15 protein-coding genes and 1 pseudogene are annotated in these 17,246 nt (G+C 56.4%); 11 read left to right on the plus strand and 5 right to left on the minus strand.

Annotated features, from left to right (window positions below; translation table 11 throughout):
- The first annotated feature begins 226 nt into the window (after window positions 1-226).
- The 5 genes and pseudogenes from FHS21_RS28295 to FHS21_RS28315 all read left to right on the plus strand — a co-directional run bounded on the left by FHS21_RS28295 (window position 227) and on the right by FHS21_RS28315 (window position 4,127).
- Window positions 227-1,219 (plus strand): GAF domain-containing protein, encoded by a 993-nt coding sequence (locus FHS21_RS28295; protein WP_183665331.1) that lies wholly within the window; start codon window positions 227-229, stop codon window positions 1,217-1,219.
- Window positions 1,220-1,381: 162 nt separating this feature from the next.
- On the plus strand, window positions 1,382-2,899 hold the full coding sequence (adh, locus tag FHS21_RS28300) for an aldehyde dehydrogenase (RefSeq protein ID WP_112551832.1): 1,518 nt from the start codon (window positions 1,382-1,384) through the stop codon (window positions 2,897-2,899).
- 71 nt (window positions 2,900-2,970) lie between these two features.
- A complete protein-coding gene (locus tag FHS21_RS28305; protein WP_183665333.1) occupies window positions 2,971-3,303 on the plus strand; it encodes a DUF779 domain-containing protein in 333 nt (110 codons plus the stop codon).
- 107 nt (window positions 3,304-3,410) lie between these two features.
- A pseudogene (locus tag FHS21_RS28310) lies at window positions 3,411-3,801 on the plus strand (integrase core domain-containing protein); the annotation flags it as partial.
- A gap of 20 nt (window positions 3,802-3,821) precedes the next feature.
- On the plus strand, window positions 3,822-4,127 hold the full coding sequence (locus FHS21_RS28315; protein WP_183665335.1) for a beta-barrel domain-containing protein: 306 nt from the start codon (window positions 3,822-3,824) through the stop codon (window positions 4,125-4,127).
- On the opposite strand, the gene FHS21_RS28320 is transcribed toward FHS21_RS28315, so the two are convergent.
- The 5 genes from FHS21_RS28320 to FHS21_RS28340 all read right to left on the minus strand — a co-directional run bounded on the left by FHS21_RS28320 (window position 4,124) and on the right by FHS21_RS28340 (window position 9,393).
- The gene (locus tag FHS21_RS28320) at window positions 4,124-5,620 is read right to left on the minus strand and encodes a sulfatase (RefSeq protein WP_183665337.1); all 1,497 of its coding nucleotides are present in this window, start codon (window positions 5,618-5,620) and stop codon (window positions 4,124-4,126) included. The genes FHS21_RS28315 and FHS21_RS28320 overlap by 4 nt on opposite strands.
- A gap of 79 nt (window positions 5,621-5,699) precedes the next feature.
- The gene (locus tag FHS21_RS28325) at window positions 5,700-6,671 is read right to left on the minus strand and encodes an aliphatic sulfonate ABC transporter substrate-binding protein (RefSeq protein WP_376772234.1); all 972 of its coding nucleotides are present in this window, start codon (window positions 6,669-6,671) and stop codon (window positions 5,700-5,702) included.
- Between the two features lie 30 nt (window positions 6,672-6,701).
- Window positions 6,702-7,460, minus strand: a complete 759-nt coding sequence (locus FHS21_RS28330; RefSeq protein WP_112529430.1) for an ABC transporter ATP-binding protein — start codon at window positions 7,458-7,460, stop codon at window positions 6,702-6,704.
- On the minus strand, window positions 7,457-8,266 hold the full coding sequence (locus FHS21_RS28335) for an ABC transporter permease (RefSeq protein ID WP_112529432.1): 810 nt from the start codon (window positions 8,264-8,266) through the stop codon (window positions 7,457-7,459). Before FHS21_RS28335 ends, FHS21_RS28330 begins: the two co-directional genes overlap by 4 nt.
- The gene (locus tag FHS21_RS28340; RefSeq protein ID WP_183665339.1) at window positions 8,263-9,393 is read right to left on the minus strand and encodes an ROK family transcriptional regulator; all 1,131 of its coding nucleotides are present in this window, start codon (window positions 9,391-9,393) and stop codon (window positions 8,263-8,265) included. The genes FHS21_RS28335 and FHS21_RS28340 overlap by 4 nt, the downstream gene beginning before the upstream one ends.
- 417 nt (window positions 9,394-9,810) lie before the next feature.
- Between FHS21_RS28340 and FHS21_RS28345 the strand changes: the two genes are divergently transcribed.
- From FHS21_RS28345 to FHS21_RS28370, 6 genes are all read left to right on the plus strand, one after another.
- Window positions 9,811-10,989 (plus strand): enolase C-terminal domain-like protein, encoded by a 1,179-nt coding sequence (locus tag FHS21_RS28345; protein ID WP_112529436.1) that lies wholly within the window; start codon window positions 9,811-9,813, stop codon window positions 10,987-10,989.
- Window positions 10,990-11,078: 89 nt separating this feature from the next.
- Window positions 11,079-12,686: an ABC transporter substrate-binding protein gene (locus FHS21_RS28350; protein ID WP_112529438.1), complete on the plus strand. Its 1,608-nt coding sequence runs from the start codon at window positions 11,079-11,081 to the stop codon at window positions 12,684-12,686.
- A gap of 66 nt (window positions 12,687-12,752) precedes the next feature.
- Window positions 12,753-13,685, plus strand: coding sequence for an ABC transporter permease (locus FHS21_RS28355; RefSeq protein WP_112529440.1), 933 nt, complete (start codon window positions 12,753-12,755; stop codon window positions 13,683-13,685).
- Window positions 13,682-14,569, plus strand: a complete 888-nt coding sequence (locus tag FHS21_RS28360; protein WP_112529442.1) for an ABC transporter permease — start codon at window positions 13,682-13,684, stop codon at window positions 14,567-14,569. The genes FHS21_RS28355 and FHS21_RS28360 overlap by 4 nt, the downstream gene beginning before the upstream one ends.
- Window positions 14,570-14,611: 42 nt before the next feature.
- The gene (locus FHS21_RS28365; RefSeq protein WP_183665341.1) at window positions 14,612-15,352 is read left to right on the plus strand and encodes a GntR family transcriptional regulator; all 741 of its coding nucleotides are present in this window, start codon (window positions 14,612-14,614) and stop codon (window positions 15,350-15,352) included.
- The gene (locus FHS21_RS28370) at window positions 15,352-17,157 is read left to right on the plus strand and encodes an ABC transporter ATP-binding protein (RefSeq protein WP_112529476.1); all 1,806 of its coding nucleotides are present in this window, start codon (window positions 15,352-15,354) and stop codon (window positions 17,155-17,157) included. The genes FHS21_RS28365 and FHS21_RS28370 overlap by 1 nt, the downstream gene beginning before the upstream one ends.
- Window positions 17,158-17,246 lie beyond the last annotated feature (89 nt).

Consider the following 17,246-nt stretch of genomic DNA (forward strand, 5'->3'; position numbering starts at 1 on the left):
GCCATCTGGCACCCCAGTTGAAGATCGAGAACGAAAAGGAAAAGCCCCAGACCGTCAACTACGATGAGCTGGTCAAGAGCTGGAGCAAGTAAGTTTCGGATGACATTGGCTGGTGGCGGCGGTGTCCGCCGCCAGCTGTGATGACAAAGTCGACCATTGACGGCAAGTCAAAGTAGCATACGCTGGCAATAGCGATGGTAGTTCGCTTGAACCTTGGGAGGAGGCCATGGCAACGCGGCATGATGGCTTGCATGCCGAACATATACAGTCCGCATTGATCGGAAGTGCCGCTGCACAATCTGCGCTGATCGCGTCCTGGGGCCGTTCGATGCGTCTTTACGGTTTGAGTCCCGAAGAAGGCGCGCCGAATGTGCTCACCGACCGTGAGCTGAAAGATGCGCGCGAACGGCTTGGATCATTAATCGATACCGCAGAGTCGGCGCTGGACCGCCTTTATTCCGCCGTCGGTGGTGCAGGCTGCTGTGTCCTGCTAGCTGACAAGGATGGAGTTCCGGTTGACCGCCGCGGCTACGAAGGAGATGACGCGACATTCCGCACGATCGGTCTTTGGACTGGAGTAGTGTGGAGCGAGGAGAGCGAAGGGACCAATGGAATCGGTACCGCACTTGCCGAACAAAGGGCGCTTACCATCCACCGGGATCAACATTTCCGCAGCCGGAACACTGCGCTGTCCTGTACTGTTGCCCCGATTTTCGATCATCGAGGCCGCCTGATTGCGGCAATTGACGTCTCCTCGGCCCGCCGCGACTTGACCGAGGATTTCGTCAAACTCATTGCTGTTGCCGTGGTTGATGCTGCGCGCAGGCTCGAGGCCGAGAACTTCCGGTTGGCATTCCCCAAGGCAAGAATTGTTTTGGCGCAAGGCGCGGACGCGGCAAGCGAACGAGCCATGCATGCACTGATTGCTGTGGATGAGGATGATCTCGTTATCGGTGCTTCCCGTGCAGCACGCCATATGCTTGGATTGACCGATGAATCGCTCCGCAACCCCTTGCCGGCTTCTGATGTTCTGGGCGAGCAAGCCAATGCCGAGCTCGATTATGCCACCGCAGAACGAGGCGCCATCCAGCGTGCTTTGGCACGTTCTGGCGGCAACATATCCGCTGCCGCAAACAATCTGGGTATCAGCCGCGCCACCCTGCATCGCAAACTGAAACGGCTCGGCTTTCCCGATAAGGTGTCGTTCAGCGATTTCTAATCGCAACTGTCGCAAAACTGCGACAGATCAACGACGGCCCTGCCTTGGCTGGGCTGACATACAAGTCGTAGAGCGCGATCCTTGCCTTTGACACCGCAGCAGGCGGTGTTTTCAACGCAGCCGGTTTGCAGGAGCGAGCTGAGCTGCAAGGGAGGAAAATCCATGAACAAGATAGAGTTCCACCGCACAGCCAAACCCAATTTCAAAAAGCGCTATGGCAATTTCATTGGCGGAAAGTTTGTTGAACCCAATGCCGGCCGCTATTTTGAAAACACGTCGCCGGTAAACGGTCAGGTTCTTTGTGAAATTGCGCGTTCCGACGCAAGTGATGTCGATGCGGCGCTCGATGCAGCGCATGCTGCCAAGGAAGCCTGGGGTCGTACGAGCGCTGCCGAACGCAGCGTCATGCTCAACAAGATCGCACAGGTGATGGAAGACAACCTCGCTGTGCTTGCCCAGGCGGAAACCTGGGATAACGGCAAGCCGATCCGCGAAACCACGGCGGCTGATCTGCCGCTCGCCATCGACCATTTCCGCTATTTCGCCGGTGCGATCCGCGCACAGGAAGGTGGTATCTCGGAAATCGATCACGATACGGTGGCCTATCATTTCCATGAACCGCTCGGTGTCGTCGGTCAGATCATTCCATGGAACTTCCCGATCCTGATGGCGGTGTGGAAGCTTGCCCCTGCATTGGCTGCGGGAAATTGCGTCGTGCTGAAGCCTGCGGAACAAACTCCTGCATCCATCCTGGTGCTCGCCGAACTGATCGCAGATATCCTGCCGCCCGGCGTGCTCAACATCGTCAACGGCTTCGGCCTTGAAGCCGGCAAACCGCTGGCCTCGAGCCCCCGTATTGCCAAGATTGCTTTCACCGGCGAGACGACGACCGGACGGCTGATTATGCAGTATGCCAGCCAGAATCTCATACCGGTGACGCTCGAACTCGGCGGCAAATCCCCCAACATTTTCTTCAAGGATGTCACGGCCGAGGACGACGATTTCTTTGACAAGGCAATAGAAGGCTTCGTTATGTTCGCCCTCAATCAGGGCGAAGTATGCACCTGTCCCAGCCGCGCTCTTGTCCATGAGGCCATCTATGACAAGTTCATGGAAAAGGCGCTGAAGCGCGTGGAAGCGATCGTGCAAGGCGATCCGCTGGATCCAGCGACCATGATCGGCGCTCAGGCTTCAAGCGAACAGCTGGAGAAAATCCTCTCCTACATGGACATCGGCAAACAGGAGGGTGCCGAGGTGCTGATCGGCGGCGAACGCAATTTGCTCCCCGGCGATCTGGCGGGTGGATATTATGTCCAGCCGACCGTCTTCAAGGGTCATAACCGCATGCGCATCTTCCAGGAAGAGATCTTTGGCCCCGTTGTTTCGGTGACGACCTTCAGGGACAATGACGAGGCGCTGTCGATCGCCAACGATACGCTCTATGGTCTTGGCGCAGGTATTTGGAGCCGCGATGCAAATACCTGCTACCGCTTCGGACGTGCAATTCAAGCAGGGCGCGTCTGGACAAACTGCTACCATGCCTATCCGGCGCACGCGGCATTCGGTGGCTACAAGCAGTCTGGCATTGGCCGTGAAAACCATTTGAAGATGTTGGATCACTACCAGCAGACCAAGAACATGCTCGTCAGCTACAGCCCCAAAAAGCTCGGTTTCTTCTAAGATCGTAGGCTAGAAATAAACATCGGTGGCACTTTTTGCGCCACCGATGACGATTTGCCGGAGGGAGCACCATGGAAGATAAAGTCAGCGCTACACCTGCTGCGCTTGAACTGATAGCGACGCTTCAGTCGGAGTACGGGCCGATTTTGTTTCACCAATCTGGCGGCTGTTGCGACGGCTCGTCACCGATGTGTTATCCAAAAGACGATTTCATCATCGGTGACCAAGATGTTCAGCTTGGTGAAATCGGCGGAGCTCCCGTCTACATCAGCGCCCCGCAATATGACGTGTGGAAGCATACCGAACTCATCATAGACGTCGTCCCTGGCCGTGGCGGCATGTTTTCGCTCGACAACGGGCGGGAGGTGAGATTTCTGACACGGTCAAAAGTCTGCATCATCTAACACGGTACCCCATCGTATATTATGGCCGATTAGGCCGTTGATTGGAAAGGCGCGGCACAAATGCTGGTCGTCTCGCATTTGCCGTTCCATCAGGTGGCGTCGGATCGATCGACGTTCTGTCCGATCTGTTTACCCTGCGTGGCATTCCCGGCCACATTCGATCCGACAATGGCCCGGAATTCATTGCCAAGGCGCTCCGTGAATGGATCGCTGCGGTCGGTGCCAAAACATATGCCTGGAAGCCCATGGGAGAATGGCTATTGCGAGAGCTTCAACTCAAAGCTTCGCGACGAGCTGCTTAATGGTGAAATCTTCTACACATTAAAGGAAGCCCAGATCGTCATCGAGAACTGGCGGCAGCACCACAATACCATCCGCCCGCACTCATCCCTGAGCTACAGACCACCCGCACCCGAGGCCATTGCGTGGCCTGCTGCGCAAAAAGGACCTGCTTCGCCGGCCACCCCGACTGTAGCGCCAAGACCAAACATGCACTAACAGTAACACCGGATCACCCGATGGGGGCAGACCAGTTGCTTATGTCTCTGCCGCGACGAGCAGCGATCCCGCTACAGGGTCAGGTCTACTATCTTTCCGACGTCATCGTGCCGTCCGAAGAGCTTGAAAAGCTCGGTGAGGCCAAGCTTTTACCCGGCATGCCAGTGGAAGTCTTTATTTCGACGGAAGAGCGCACGGCAATGTCCTTCCTGTCCAGGCCGGTTCAACCGCGCGTTCCGCGAGCAATGAACCTCAAGGCTCCAATAAACACCCGCCTGAGAGGCGGGGTGTTTATTGCGAGAACCTGCCGAGACGGACGCGCTTAATTCAAAGATTTTCGGCGTGGCGGCGGGGCAGGGTGCCTTCCCGCCAGCGCGTCTGCTGCCGCCTCGCGTCCGGTGGAACGCAACCGTTCCAAATAGGCCGGCAATTCGCCGAGGCAGTGGAATGGCCCACCTTCCTTCATGACTGTCACCAGAGGATCAACGTCGCTGTCGCTCCTTCGGTTCATCCCGGTTCGCCAATCTTCCAAAAGACGGCTTGCGCGGCCAACAATATCGGCGCGGGAACCCGAAAGATCGTTCTGTTCATGCGGGTCATCGCTGAGATTGAACAGGGTCACCGGTCCAAAATCCTTGAAGCCGTCATGATAGGTGCGAAGCATTAGCCAGTCCGCTTTCTCGAAACGGAACCGCACCCCTCTCTGCGCCGCCCAGGCGCCCTGGCTCAGGACAAGAAATTCCCGGCCGCCATCCTTCGCTTCTTCCAGCGCTGGCGCGAAGGACTGTCCATCCCAAAGGCTTGGCACGGAGCCGCCGAGCCGGTCGATCAAGGTTGCAGCCCAGTCAAAATGGTAATGCAGGCCGCGATTGACGCCACGGAGCTTTTCAGCACCGGGCCAATGCATGATGAGAGGTACATTGCACGTGAACTCATCTGCGGTCTGGTGGTCACCCCAAACATTGAGTTCACCAAGATTCTCGCCGTGGTCAGCCCCAATAACGATAATCGTATCTTCGAAAAGGTTCTGTCGCTTCAATTCCTCAATGATGAGCCCGACGTGATAATCCGCATAGAGAATGCCGGTATCATAGCCGTTGAACCAGGCTTTGACCCTGTCCATATCGCTGATCGGAGAAGGCATCCGCTCATATCCGGACCCACCCGGTTTGACATCGAAGCCAGAAGGCTCTTGCGGGCTATGGGGACCGTATCCGGCATAACTTTTCTCAAATACTTCTTTCGTCATCCATTCAGGGATTGGTTTGTCGGCAAAGGGATTGCCAAAGGATTCGGGTGCGCGGTAAGGCGTATGCGGATCCCACACATTAACATGCAGAAACCATTTCTTGCTGGAACCATTGCGTTGCATCCAATCGATGGCAAGCGCGGATACTTCGTCGGCATTTTCCATGCCGGCCTTGCCTGGATTGATGATCTCGTTGAATCCCGCATACCAATGCCAGCAGCCATGGCGTTCTCCGAAGCTGCTGATCGTTGTGGTGTGATAATCAAGATCCCGCATCGCCCGCATCCAGCCTTCTTCATAGAAAGTGCCCGCCCAAGCCCGCTCGGGACCTTCGCGGAAGGGTTCGCAGGCAGTGCCGCCATGCCCGACAACGCCGGTTCGCATTCCGTGACGGCCGCTCCATAGGGCCGTTCGTGACGGATGACAGGGGACATCCGAAACATAGACGTTGTCGAAACGGATGCCATCGCGTGCCAGACTGTCAATGACCGGCGAAGTATCGCGGTGATAGCCATAGCAACCGAGATGGTCGCGTCGAAGGCTGTCGATATCGATGTAGAGAACGTTCATGGGGGCACTCATTCATATGTGATGGTTCGCGGGAATTGCCCCGGTTTACTACCGGGGCAATCGATTTCAATAGGGCGGATCAAGCCGAAACATATTGATCGGCCAGATAATATTCCTTGGGATCGAGCGGCTTGTCGAAACGACCAAATGTCTTGAAGAGTTCGTTCATGGTAGTGAACCAGCTATTCACGGTCCCGTCCTGGGTGAGCTTCACAAGATCTGCCGATGTCATGAGCCTTCCGAACCCGGCCTCGGTTTTGAGCTGTTCGGCAGGGATACCAAGCAGTTTCGAGGTTATCTCCACGGCGTGATCCACATTGGCCGCCCGGAAATCCTGGGCTTCCTTGATGGCCCCGACCACTCTCTTTACGAGATCGGGATTTTTCTCGACAAGGTCGTTGCGGGCGATGAACACGCTCGGGAAAGTCGTTTCCGGGAAGAAATCATCGTTTTTGGACAGTTCAACGAGGTCCGGCACTCGCTTCTTGATGATGCCGACAAAGGGATACCAGATACCGGCTGCATCCACCTGCTTCGAGGAGAAGGCCGCGACAAGCGTGCTGGGGTCCATTTGCACAACCTCAATATCGCCGATTGTCATCTTGGCTTTCGCAAGCGCCAGACGCAGCAGCATGTCTCCGGACGTTCCGGCGGGCACGGCGACCTTCTTGCCTTTGAGGTCCGCGACCGATTTGATTCCGGCCTGAGCGATCACACGATCTGAAAACCCGACATCGTTGACCGCGATGATTTTGGCCTTGCCGCTTGCTGGTAGCCAGAGCGCTCCGGGCCCGAGATATCCGAATTCGAGGCTGTTTGCCCCCAAGGCCTGGACCTGTATCGGACCATTTGTGAAGACCTTGATGTCGGCGTCGATGCCATGCTTGGCCCATAGACCCTGATCACTGGCGATGCCCGCAATGCTGGCTCCCCAAAAGTCGCCATTATAACCAATGCGCGCCGCATCCCCCGCGGCTCTGGAAGGAACGGCACCCGTAGCGAGGGCGGCTGCGGCGGCAGCCGATGTGGTAAGAAAATTTCGTCGTGTCAGTTTCATATCTGCTCTCCTCTGCTTCTTGTTTTACTGATGATAAACAGCGTGCCAAACGCGGTTGCGGATTTCCATGAACTCCGGTGAAAGCCGGATCTCCTCGGTTCTTGGATAAGGCAGATCCACGTCGATGATTTCTTTCAGCCGACCCGGTCGCGCCGCCATGATAATGACTCTGTTGGCCAGATAGACCGCTTCATCAACATCATGCGTTATGAACATGACCGTCCGGCGTTCGCGGCTCCAGGTTTCGAGCAACTGATCCTGAAGCTGAACGCGGGTGAGGGCGTCGAGCGCACCGAAGGGCTCGTCCATCAGAAGAATCGTAGGATCCACCGCATAGGCGCGGGCTATGGCACAGCGCTGTTTCATGCCGCCGGACAAGGTCTTCGGCAATGAGTCCGCAAAGTCACTCAATCCAACGAGATCAATGAAACGTTCGGCTATCTCGCGGCGGCGCGCCGCAGGCTCTCCCTTGATGCGCAGACCGAATTCGACGTTCTGGCGCACGGTCAACCAGGGAAAGAGCGCGTATTGTTGAAAGATTACGCCGCGCTCAGGGCCGGGGCCGTCCACAGGCATTCCGTCAATAAGAACCTCTCCTTCGCTCGGCTGCATGAGACCCGCGGCGATGTTGAGCGCGGTGGACTTTCCACAGCCGGAAGGACCCACCACCGTGACGAACTCGCCATCCATTATATCGAGAGAAAAACGGTCGAGAGCCAGAAAAGGCTCGTTCTTGAGATCGAAGCGACGCGTTACATTGTTGAAAACAACCTTGGAAGTCATACTCGCTCCTGCCAGTTGGTGAGCAGACGTTCGATCGCAAGCAGAATACGATCCATTGCGAGCCCAAGGATGCCGATGGTAATGAGGCTGACGAATATGGTTGGAAGATCATAGTAGAGCTGCGCCTGCTGCATGCGAAAGCCAAGGCCGGTCTGCGCGGCGATCAGTTCTGCAGCAACCAGGGTCGCCCAAGCGGACCCAAGCCCGATACGGACGCCAACCAGGATGAACGGCGTCGATGCCGGGATGATGACCCGAAGGAAGATCGTCAGATCTTTGGCCCCAAGCACACGCGCGGCATTGATCATGGTTTTATCAACGCTGATCACACCCTGATATGTGGCAACCACGCTGGCAAGGAAAGACGCAAGAAAGATCACGAAGATCTTCGGAGTTTCATCAATGCCCATTGTCACGATTGCCAGTGGAATGATGGCCAGTGGCGGGATCATACGGAAAAACTGCAGATAAGGATCAATGAGCGAACGCGCGACCGTGTACCAACCCATAGCAAAGCCCACCGGAATTGCCGTTATGACGCCAATGAGAAAGCCGGTGAGCACGCGTGCAAGGCTGGACATGAGATCGGTCGCAAGCTGGCCGTTGGCAATGACTTCGATGAACTTGGACACAACTTCAGGCGGTCGGGGCAACCCAACCGCACCACTCGCCGTCAGCAGCCACCAGATGAGAATTCCGGCCACGAGCCCAACCAGATTGAGCCCCAGACCAAAGAAATCCACGCCTGTCGATTGGGCCGATGCGACGGGCTGAACCGGGCCCGCTTTTTTCGGTGCATCGTTCATCGCAAAACTCCCGAATAGAACAGATGATCGAGCGCAACTGCCGCTCCGCCAATGGCGCCTCCACCAACACCAAGGCTTGATTTTTCGATGCGCAGCGCGTCACGCATGGGCGGCAGCACCCGTGGTAACACACCATTTCGAACGCTGTCGACAAAGCTCTGAGGCGCTTCTGCGAGATGTCCGCCGAAGACGATGAGATCCGGATTGAGCAGATTGGTCGCGCTTGCGATAGCCGTCGTCAAATGGCGGATGGCGGCATCCCAGGCTTCCGGATGTCTTTCCACAGCGGCAAGCAACCGTTTTGGATGAGGCGTGTCGATACCGGCAGCGCGGCTGAGAGCGCGTTCCGAAAGGAATGTTTCGAGACAGCCTGTACTGCCGCAAGCGCATCGCTCGCCATGTTCGACAACCTGAATGTGACCAAGCTCCATCGCGCCATAACCGCCTGGACGAAATGGCATTCCGTCAACGACCAACCCGGCGCCCAAGCCGGTGCGCAGATAAATATAGAGGAGGGCGGCGGCGTCGCGTCCGATCCCGTGGCGCGATTCTGCCAGAGCCATGGCGCTGACATTATGTTCCACGATCACGGGCATTCGAAGCGCGGCTTCAAGCTCGTCGGCGAAGGCCACGTCTCTCCAGTCGTAATTGATCGATAGGAGATTGCGGCGCCGCTGCGTGTCCACTGGCCCTGGCACGCCGAGCCCGATTCCGAGAATCCGGGCAGGGTTGGTATCTGTCTTCCTGATCAGACCTTCCACCATCGCGACAACTTTTTTAATGACCGTCGCCGGGCTGCTGGTGGCGGTATCGAAATAAAGCGAGGAGAGTGTCTTTTGCGATGCCCTCAGATTGGTGATCGTGGCCTGAATGGCTCCCGCGCCGATATGCACCCCGATGACGGAATAGGCTTCCGGCACAAGAGCTATGCTGACCGCCGGGCGCCCGACCGGCGCTTCGCCAGTCAGATCCTGGCTTAATTCGATCACGCTGCCATTCTTGATGAGTTGAGCCGTAAGATTCGTCAGCGCCGTCGGCGACAGGGAAGCGCGCCGCGCCAATTCAGCGCGCGACTGTGGACCGTCATCCCTCAGAATGCGAAGAATTGTGCCGTGATGGATTCCCATCTTTCCTCCCAATTATTTTCTAATGTTTATAAAATAATTGCCTGCTGTCAAGCAAGGCATTTGCTGGCGATGCAGCAACCGGTCCATCTAAGTTGACGGTGCGAACAGATAGCCGGCCAGAATCCATTTACGGCGAGGCGAGCGTAGCCGTCCGGCCGTCGCTTCTGCCTTAGGCGCTGCCTGCGTCCGCCGCCCGCGCCGAGTTACTCGGCGACGGCAAAGATCGCTCCCACGGCGCAAGTAGCATCTGAACGGGCTGCTAGCGGCGTATGTGTTCTCCAGCGGATTGGCTGGCGACTGTTATGCGGTGTTTATCTTTTCCACATTCTTTTCAAAAGGTCTCGCCGATTATCGATTATCGTTATTGCTATCTTCATCGATAATCGATAATTAACATCTGAATTTTGGAGGAGCAGGATGAGCAACAGGCGCGAGCCCCCTAAAACCGGGACAGTCATCGAGAGGGTCGAACTTCGTATCTTCTCATTCCCCATGGAGAACGTTCAGGCAGGAGTGGATCTGCCCGGAGCAAAATCCAGCAGGACGCGGCTTGCGGTTCGCATAGACACCAAGGACGGTTCCCGAGGAGAGTATATCGGCGGAAACGATACGATGTTCGGTCAGGCTCGTCTCGTAGCAAAGGCGTTGCCCGGTTACGGCGCCCTTGAGCGGGAACATTTCTACGAAGAAGTCAAAAGGGACCTCCGCAAGACCGATCGCATGGGGGTTGGCGTCTTTGACAACGCACTTTGGGATCTTGCGGGAAAGCGTTTCGGCGCTTCCGTAAGCGAGATACTGGGCGGGAGCCGTGGGCGGTTGCCGGCCTATGCCAGCACCTGGCATGGCGGTGAAGGTGGCGGTCTGGATAGGCCTGAAGACTATTCAAATTTCGCCGAGGAGTGCTACGAGCTCGGATATCGAGCATTCAAGGTTCACGGTTGGAAAGAAAGCAACCCGCGCTTGGAGGCCGAGAACGTCCGGATGCTTGGAAAGCGCGTGGGTGATCGCATGGCCCTCATGCTGGATCCAGGATGCCACCTTCGGACCTTCGCCGACGCGCTGGAGGTCGGTCGGGCATGCGACGAGGCAAACTTCTACTGGTACGAGGATCCTTATAGCGATGGCGGACTGTCCACCCATTCCCACCAGAAGCTGCGGGAAATGATCAAGACGCCTGTCCTGATTGGCGAACATGCTCGCGGACTGGAACTGGTTGCCAACCTTCTGATATCGGGCGCAACCGATTTCGTGCGCGCCGATCCGGACTTCGACATGGGCATTACAGGGACTATGAAAATTGCGCATCTGGCCGAAGCCCTTGGGCTCGATATCGAGCTTCACGCACCGGGCCCAGCTCAACGCGCGTGTATGTCAGCAATCCGCAACAGCAATTTCTACGAGACTTCGATGGTAGGGCCAAGCCGCGGCTGCTTCACCGGCGACTTCTACACATGCGGTTATAGCGACGCGCTCGATGCAATCGGTAAAGACGGTTGCGTGGCTGTTCCCGAAAAGCCAGGCCTCGGGGTCGAGTACGACTGGAAATACATCGAGAAGCAGACCCTCGAAGTCTACGAGCATCGTTTCGAGGCGTAACTGAATTTCCGACCGCTCACGCAGGGTTGAGCGGCCGGTTTTTCGGGAAATTTAGAATTTAATCGAGCACACTCTTGGGAGGGAGTCGCATGAGCAAGTTGAGACGCCGTGAATTTTTGATGGCGGGTGTGGCAGCCGCAGCGATCGCGGGATTGCCGAAGATGGCCCGAGCGCAGGCGACACGTTCCTTGCGGATTGGAATGTCTGCAACCAACGTCAACTCTTTGGATCCGCGAAGGAGTGTGCAGAACGCTGACAATTTCGTTCAACGGCAGATATATGATTCCCTGCTGGATCCGCCATATGGGACCTTCGACCTCGACTATGCCGATGTTGTCACCGAGCTTGCGGAATCCTGGCAGGTCTCGCCTGACAGCAAAACTTGGACAGTCAAGTTGAAGCAAGGCGTCCAGTTTCAGAAAGACGCGGGGGAACTGACCTCGGAAGACGTCAAGTTCACCTATGACACGATCATGGATAAGACGACCGGATCGACGCAACGGGTGTACATTACGGATCTCGAATCCGTTGAAGCTGTCGATAAATACCAGGTCAAGTTCCACCTCAACAAGCCGAACCCGAATTTCCACGCATCCGGCCTGATCTCGATCATAGGTTCGATCGTGCCAAAAAGCGTGGCGGGCACTATGACCATGGAACAATATGCGCGTCAGCCGGTCGGAACCGGCCCATATGAAGTTGCCGGCACCGTTTCCGGCGGCGGCGTCACTCTCAAGGCGTTCGAGAAGTATCATGGCAAAAAGCCCGAGATCGATACGGTCGAGTTCAGATACATGGCCGATCCGACGGCTCGAACTCTCGCTTTGCTGAAAGGCGATCTCGACATCATCGAAGGCGCGCGTCTTCCTGGCTGGGTGGGCCAGCTGAAGCAGCAGATGCCTAACGTTGTCATCGACCAGACGCGTCCCGGCAGTATCAATACCTTGTACTTCAACATGAGTATGAAGCCCTTTGACGATATCCGGGTGCGTAAGGCGCTGCGTTACGGCATCGATAGGAACACAATCATCACGGCATTCGGTGGAATAGCGGGGCCGGCATGGGGGATCAATCCGCCGGAATTCCCGGGCGGCTTCAAGGAAACCGAACTCCCCGAAGAACTTCGCTACAACTACGATCCCGAGAAAGCCAAAGCCTTGCTGGCGGAAGCGGGCCACGGCGATGGCCTTAAGTTCGAGATCATCATGACGCAGAGAGAGGATTATGCTTCGATCATGCTCATGGTGCAGGACATGTGGCGGGAAATCGGCGTCGATATGACGATCCGCACAATCGATCATACGACATACCATGCCGAAAAGGACAAAAACGTCAACGCGATCGTCCTGCAGTCTTCGACATTCGCTCCGGTCTCAACGCAGATTCCGGTGACGTATTACCGAAGCGGTGCCGAGGTCAAATCGGATGGAAGCGGCGACCAAAACTATAGCCACTATGGCGCTATAGGTGGGCCCGGAGTTGACGATCTGCTGGATCAGGCCCTCGCAGAAGGCGACTTGGCCAAACGGCAGGAAATCGTGCGTCAGGCAGAGCTGAAAATCCTTGCGGACATGCCCGCCTTTACGATCTGCACGTTGTCCTTCGTCTACGCCCGGAACCCACGTCTCGACCTGGGATTTGACGTCAAAGCCGGCTATGCGCGCTACCGGCTTGGCGGCGCAAAATTCACGTCCTAACCTGGGTCTGGCATCGGCGCATCGTGCCGTTGCCCCCTCGATCGCCGGTGGAAAGTGAGACCAAAAATGCTTCTCAATCGTTTAGTCGATTCCGTCATAACCGTTATTCTGGTGGTGACGCTTGTTTTTGTCGCTATGAGGATCCTCCCAGGCGATCCGGCAGTTGCGGCACTCGGTGATTCCGCAACCGCCGAGCAGCTCGCGAGCTTCCGAGAGCGTATGGGGCTTAACGTGCCGCTCTGGCACCAATACCTGGATTTTCTCGTCAATATCGTCACGCTGAATTTCGGAACGTCAATGATAACCGGCGAAAACATCTCTGCAATGCTCTTGGCCAATCTTCCTTACACGGTCGAATTGACAGTCGCCGCCATGATCATCGGAATGATCATCGGCGTCCCGATCGGCGTGCTGTCGGCCGTCAAGCGCGGGTCATTTCCTGACTATATTGCGCGCATCATCGCACTCGCCGGTTTCTGCATTCCTGATTTCTTTCTCGGTGCACTCATTCTGATCGTGTTCGGTCTAAAACTCGACCTGTTTCCCGTGACTGGCGGCGGCACTGATTTTCCCAGTCGCATGCAGCATCTTGTGCTTCCAGCCATGACACTTGGTCTCGTTATGGCCGCCTTCACCAGCCGGCTGACCCGTTCTGCCTTGCTTGAAGTCTTGAAGCGCGACTACATCCGCACCGCTCGTGCGAAAGGGGTGACGGAACGCTGGGTCATCTACAAGCATGCGCTGCGAAATGCGTTGATCCCGGTCGTCACCGGCTTTGGCATCTACATTCTCACCATGCTGTCGGGTTCGATCGCTATCGAATTGATCTTTGCTCGGCCAGGCGTGGGGAGTGTTTTGATCAATGGCATCAACTCTCGAGATTACCCCATGGTACAGGCCGGGCTGCTGGTGTTTGCACTGTTCGTGGTGGTGGTGAATATAGCCATGGATCTGCTCTACGTTCTGATTGACCCGCGACTGAGAAGAGCAGCCAGATGACTGTCACCGAGAATATTATTCCAGACACCCCGGCGGTCGAGGAAAAGTCTGAACGTGCGGGCTTTTGGTCGACGCTTTTTAGTAGCCGAATGACGGTTGTTTGTTTGTGCGTCATTGGCATTTTTGCCGCGATAGCGGCATTTGCGCCATGGTTTGCGCCTTATGATCCGCTGAAGCAAAACTTTCTTGCTATGAGCAAGGGACCGAGTGCGGCGCATTGGTTCGGAACTGACAGATACGGCCGAGATATCCTCTCAAGGACGATTTATGGAGCACGCCCGTCACTTGCTCTCGGCGTCATGGCACCCGTTCTTGCCGGGATCGTCGGGACGGTCGTTGGCATGCTTGCCGGTTATTTCGGTGGGTGGATAGACCGAATTGTCAGCAGGCTATGCGATGTTTTGATGGCGTTTCCATCACTGCTGATCGGCATCATGATATCGGCGGCGCTCGGCCCTGGTTTCACCAATCTCATCGTTGCGATCGCGTTCGCTTTCCTGCCACGGTTCGTCCGCGTGGCGCGTGCGTCGACGATGAGCATCACCGCAGAGCCCTATATCGACGCAGCCGTCGCATCGGGGCAGTCATGGATGCGCATCCTCTGGAAGCAGATCCTGCCGAATATTTCCGGACCGCTCGTCGTCGTCGCGACCCTTTGGGTGGCGACCGCGATCAGGATCGAGGCAAGTTTGAGCTTTCTCGGTCTCGGCACGCAGCCGCCGGCCGCCAGTTGGGGCAACCTCATTCGCGATGGGTTAACAGAGATGCTGGTCTCACCGTGGTCGGTTATTACCGCCGGCTTTGCGGTAACGCTCTGCGTTCTTGCCTTCAATATCGTTGGAGATGCCGTTCGCGACGTTCTCGATCCTGAGTCTCGAGACTGATATGACGGGTGCTGCGAGACGAGGCCAGAGAGGACGGATAGCATGAACGGGCTGGGGGAATTGGGAAAAGGCAGGAAGTCAATTGGCGTTCCGAACTATCAGCGGGTCGCGTTGGCGATCAGGCAGGCTGTCGTAAACGGCGAATTGGACGATGGCCAGCGCATTACGACGATGGAGCTTGCTGAGCAATATGGCCTCAGCCTTGCTCCTATACGGGAAGCGTTGCTTCAACTCGCCGCTGAAGGGTTGATCGCGATACATCCGAAGCGGGGAGCTGTGGTCCGTGCGGTTACACCGGAATTTCTTTTTGACATTTACGAAGTCCGGCTTGGGTTGATTCCTTATCTGGAAGGTGAACGCGCTGCACTCGCGACAGAACGCGACATATCCCGCATGGTTCAAGCCGAAAAGCTTTATGAACAGGCGGTTGCGGAGGGTAACATTGAAGAGATTATCGAATATAACAGCGTCTTTCACCAAGCAGCCAAAAGCATCAGGGTGAACTTCGAAGCTGATCAGATCCTGGGGCGACATCATCTTCTCACCCAGGCGCTCAGGCGCAGATACGGGTTTAGCGATCTGAGAAAGCCGCGCGCCATCGAGGAGCATAACCGATTGATTGATGCCTACCGGCGTGGTTCGAAGACCGACGCGAGAGATGTGAGCAGATCACATCTGCAAAATGCTTTCGAGGATTTGCTCTCGATTATGCAAACCCATCAGACGCCTTCGAAAGAACCCGAACGCATTTCGTCTTCAATCGGATATCGGGAGGAGCAATGATGACGCAGCCTGTTCTGGAAGTGAATAATCTCACCACGTCGTTTCTGATAAACGGACGTTGGAAGACGGTGGTTCACGATGTTTCGTTTGCAATCGCGCCAAGGGAAACTCTTGCCATCGTCGGCGAATCCGGCTCAGGAAAAAGCGTAACTGCCTTGTCCATCATGGGGCTCAATGCGGCTGGGCGCAGTCGCGTTGGCGGCAGCGTCAAGTTGCAAGGCAAAGAACTGCTCGATCTGCCGCAGGAGGCCATGCGCCGTATTCGCGGGAACGAGATCGCAATGATCTTTCAGGAGCCGATGACCTGTCTCAATCCCGTTCTTACGATCGGCTCGCAGATCGCCGAGTCTCTCATTTTGCATAGAGGTATTTCTCGGCGAGAGGCCGAAATGGAGACCGTCCGGCTGCTTGAAAAGGTTCGCATTCCCTCCGCAAAAGCGCGCTTCGACGAATATCCGCATGGCTTCTCGGGCGGTATGCGGCAAAGAGTCATGATCGCGATGGCGCTGGCCTGCCGGCCGAAGCTGTTGATTGCGGATGAACCGACCACGGCGCTTGATGTCACCATCCAGGCGCAGATCCTCGACCTGATCAAGACGCTTCAGAACGAAGAGGGCATGGCTGTTCTCTTCATCACGCACGATATGGGCGTCGTTGCCGAGATTGCGGATCGAACTGTCGTTATGTATCGGGGCGATACTGTTGAAACGGGCCCGACGGCGCAGATTTTCGCTGCTCCGAAGAATGCGTATACACGCACGCTGCTGGCTGCTGTGCCCCGGCTGGGCTCGCTGGCTGGAATCAGCATGCCAATCCGCTTTCCGGATATCGATCGGGAAACGGGTTTGCCCGAAAAGGCGACACAAGGAGTTGATACCGTCTCGCGGGGCGGCAAGCCTGTTCTAGAGGTCAAAGGGCTTACAACTCGCTTCGACATCCAGGGCGGAATGTTTCGGGGTATCAAAGGGCGAATTCATGCTGTCCAGGATCTGTCCTTTGCGATCATGCCTGGGGAAACGCTAGCACTCGTCGGGGAGTCCGGTTGCGGCAAATCGACGACCGGGCGCTGCATCATGCGCTTGACGACGGCATTGAGCGGCTCTGTCGAGTTGGATGGCGTGGACTTGCTATCACTGGATAGCCGCAAATTGCGTGAACAACGCAAGGGCATCCAGATGATATTCCAGGACCCCTACGCGAGCCTCAACCCTCGCATGACGGTCGGCGAGGCCATAGCCGAGCCGATGGTCGTCAATGGACTGCAGACGCCCGCCCAAGCCAACGCGAAGGTCGCCGATCTTCTTCAACGCGTCGGACTTCAGGCCGAAATGGCCAAGCGGTACCCCCATGAATTTTCCGGCGGCCAAAGACAGCGCGTCTGCATTGCGCGGGCGCTTGCTGTCGCGCCGCGCGTGATCGTGGCGGATGAATCAGTTTCGGCGCTTGATGTTTCCGTGAAGGCTCAGGTCGTCAACCTGATGATGGAGCTGCAGGAAAAGCTCAAACTCGCCTACTTGTTCATTTCGCATGATATGGCAGTCGTCGAGCGCATCAGTCACCGCGTCGCGGTCATGTATCTGGGAGAGATCGTTGAAATCGGGCCGCGGGAAGAAATCTTCGGCAACCCGCAGCATCCCTATACCAAGAAGCTGCTCGCCGCGGTTCCGGTAGCGGACCCCGCTCAACGGCATCGGGTCCGCGCCATCTCCAATGATGAAATCATAAGCCCGATCCGGCCTGTCGGTTATACGCCTCCCGCAAGGCAGTACCAGCAGGTTTCGCCAGGCCACTCATTTATGATCTAGGAAAGGCCTTTTCGAAGTCCTTGCAGGATTGGCCTTGAGCTTTTCCACGATGCCTTGCCTTCGGAATCCAACGAAGAGTCGAATTCCAG

This window comes from Phyllobacterium trifolii (assembly GCF_014192095.1).
Taxonomy (GTDB): Bacteria; Pseudomonadota; Alphaproteobacteria; order Rhizobiales; family Rhizobiaceae; genus Phyllobacterium; species Phyllobacterium trifolii.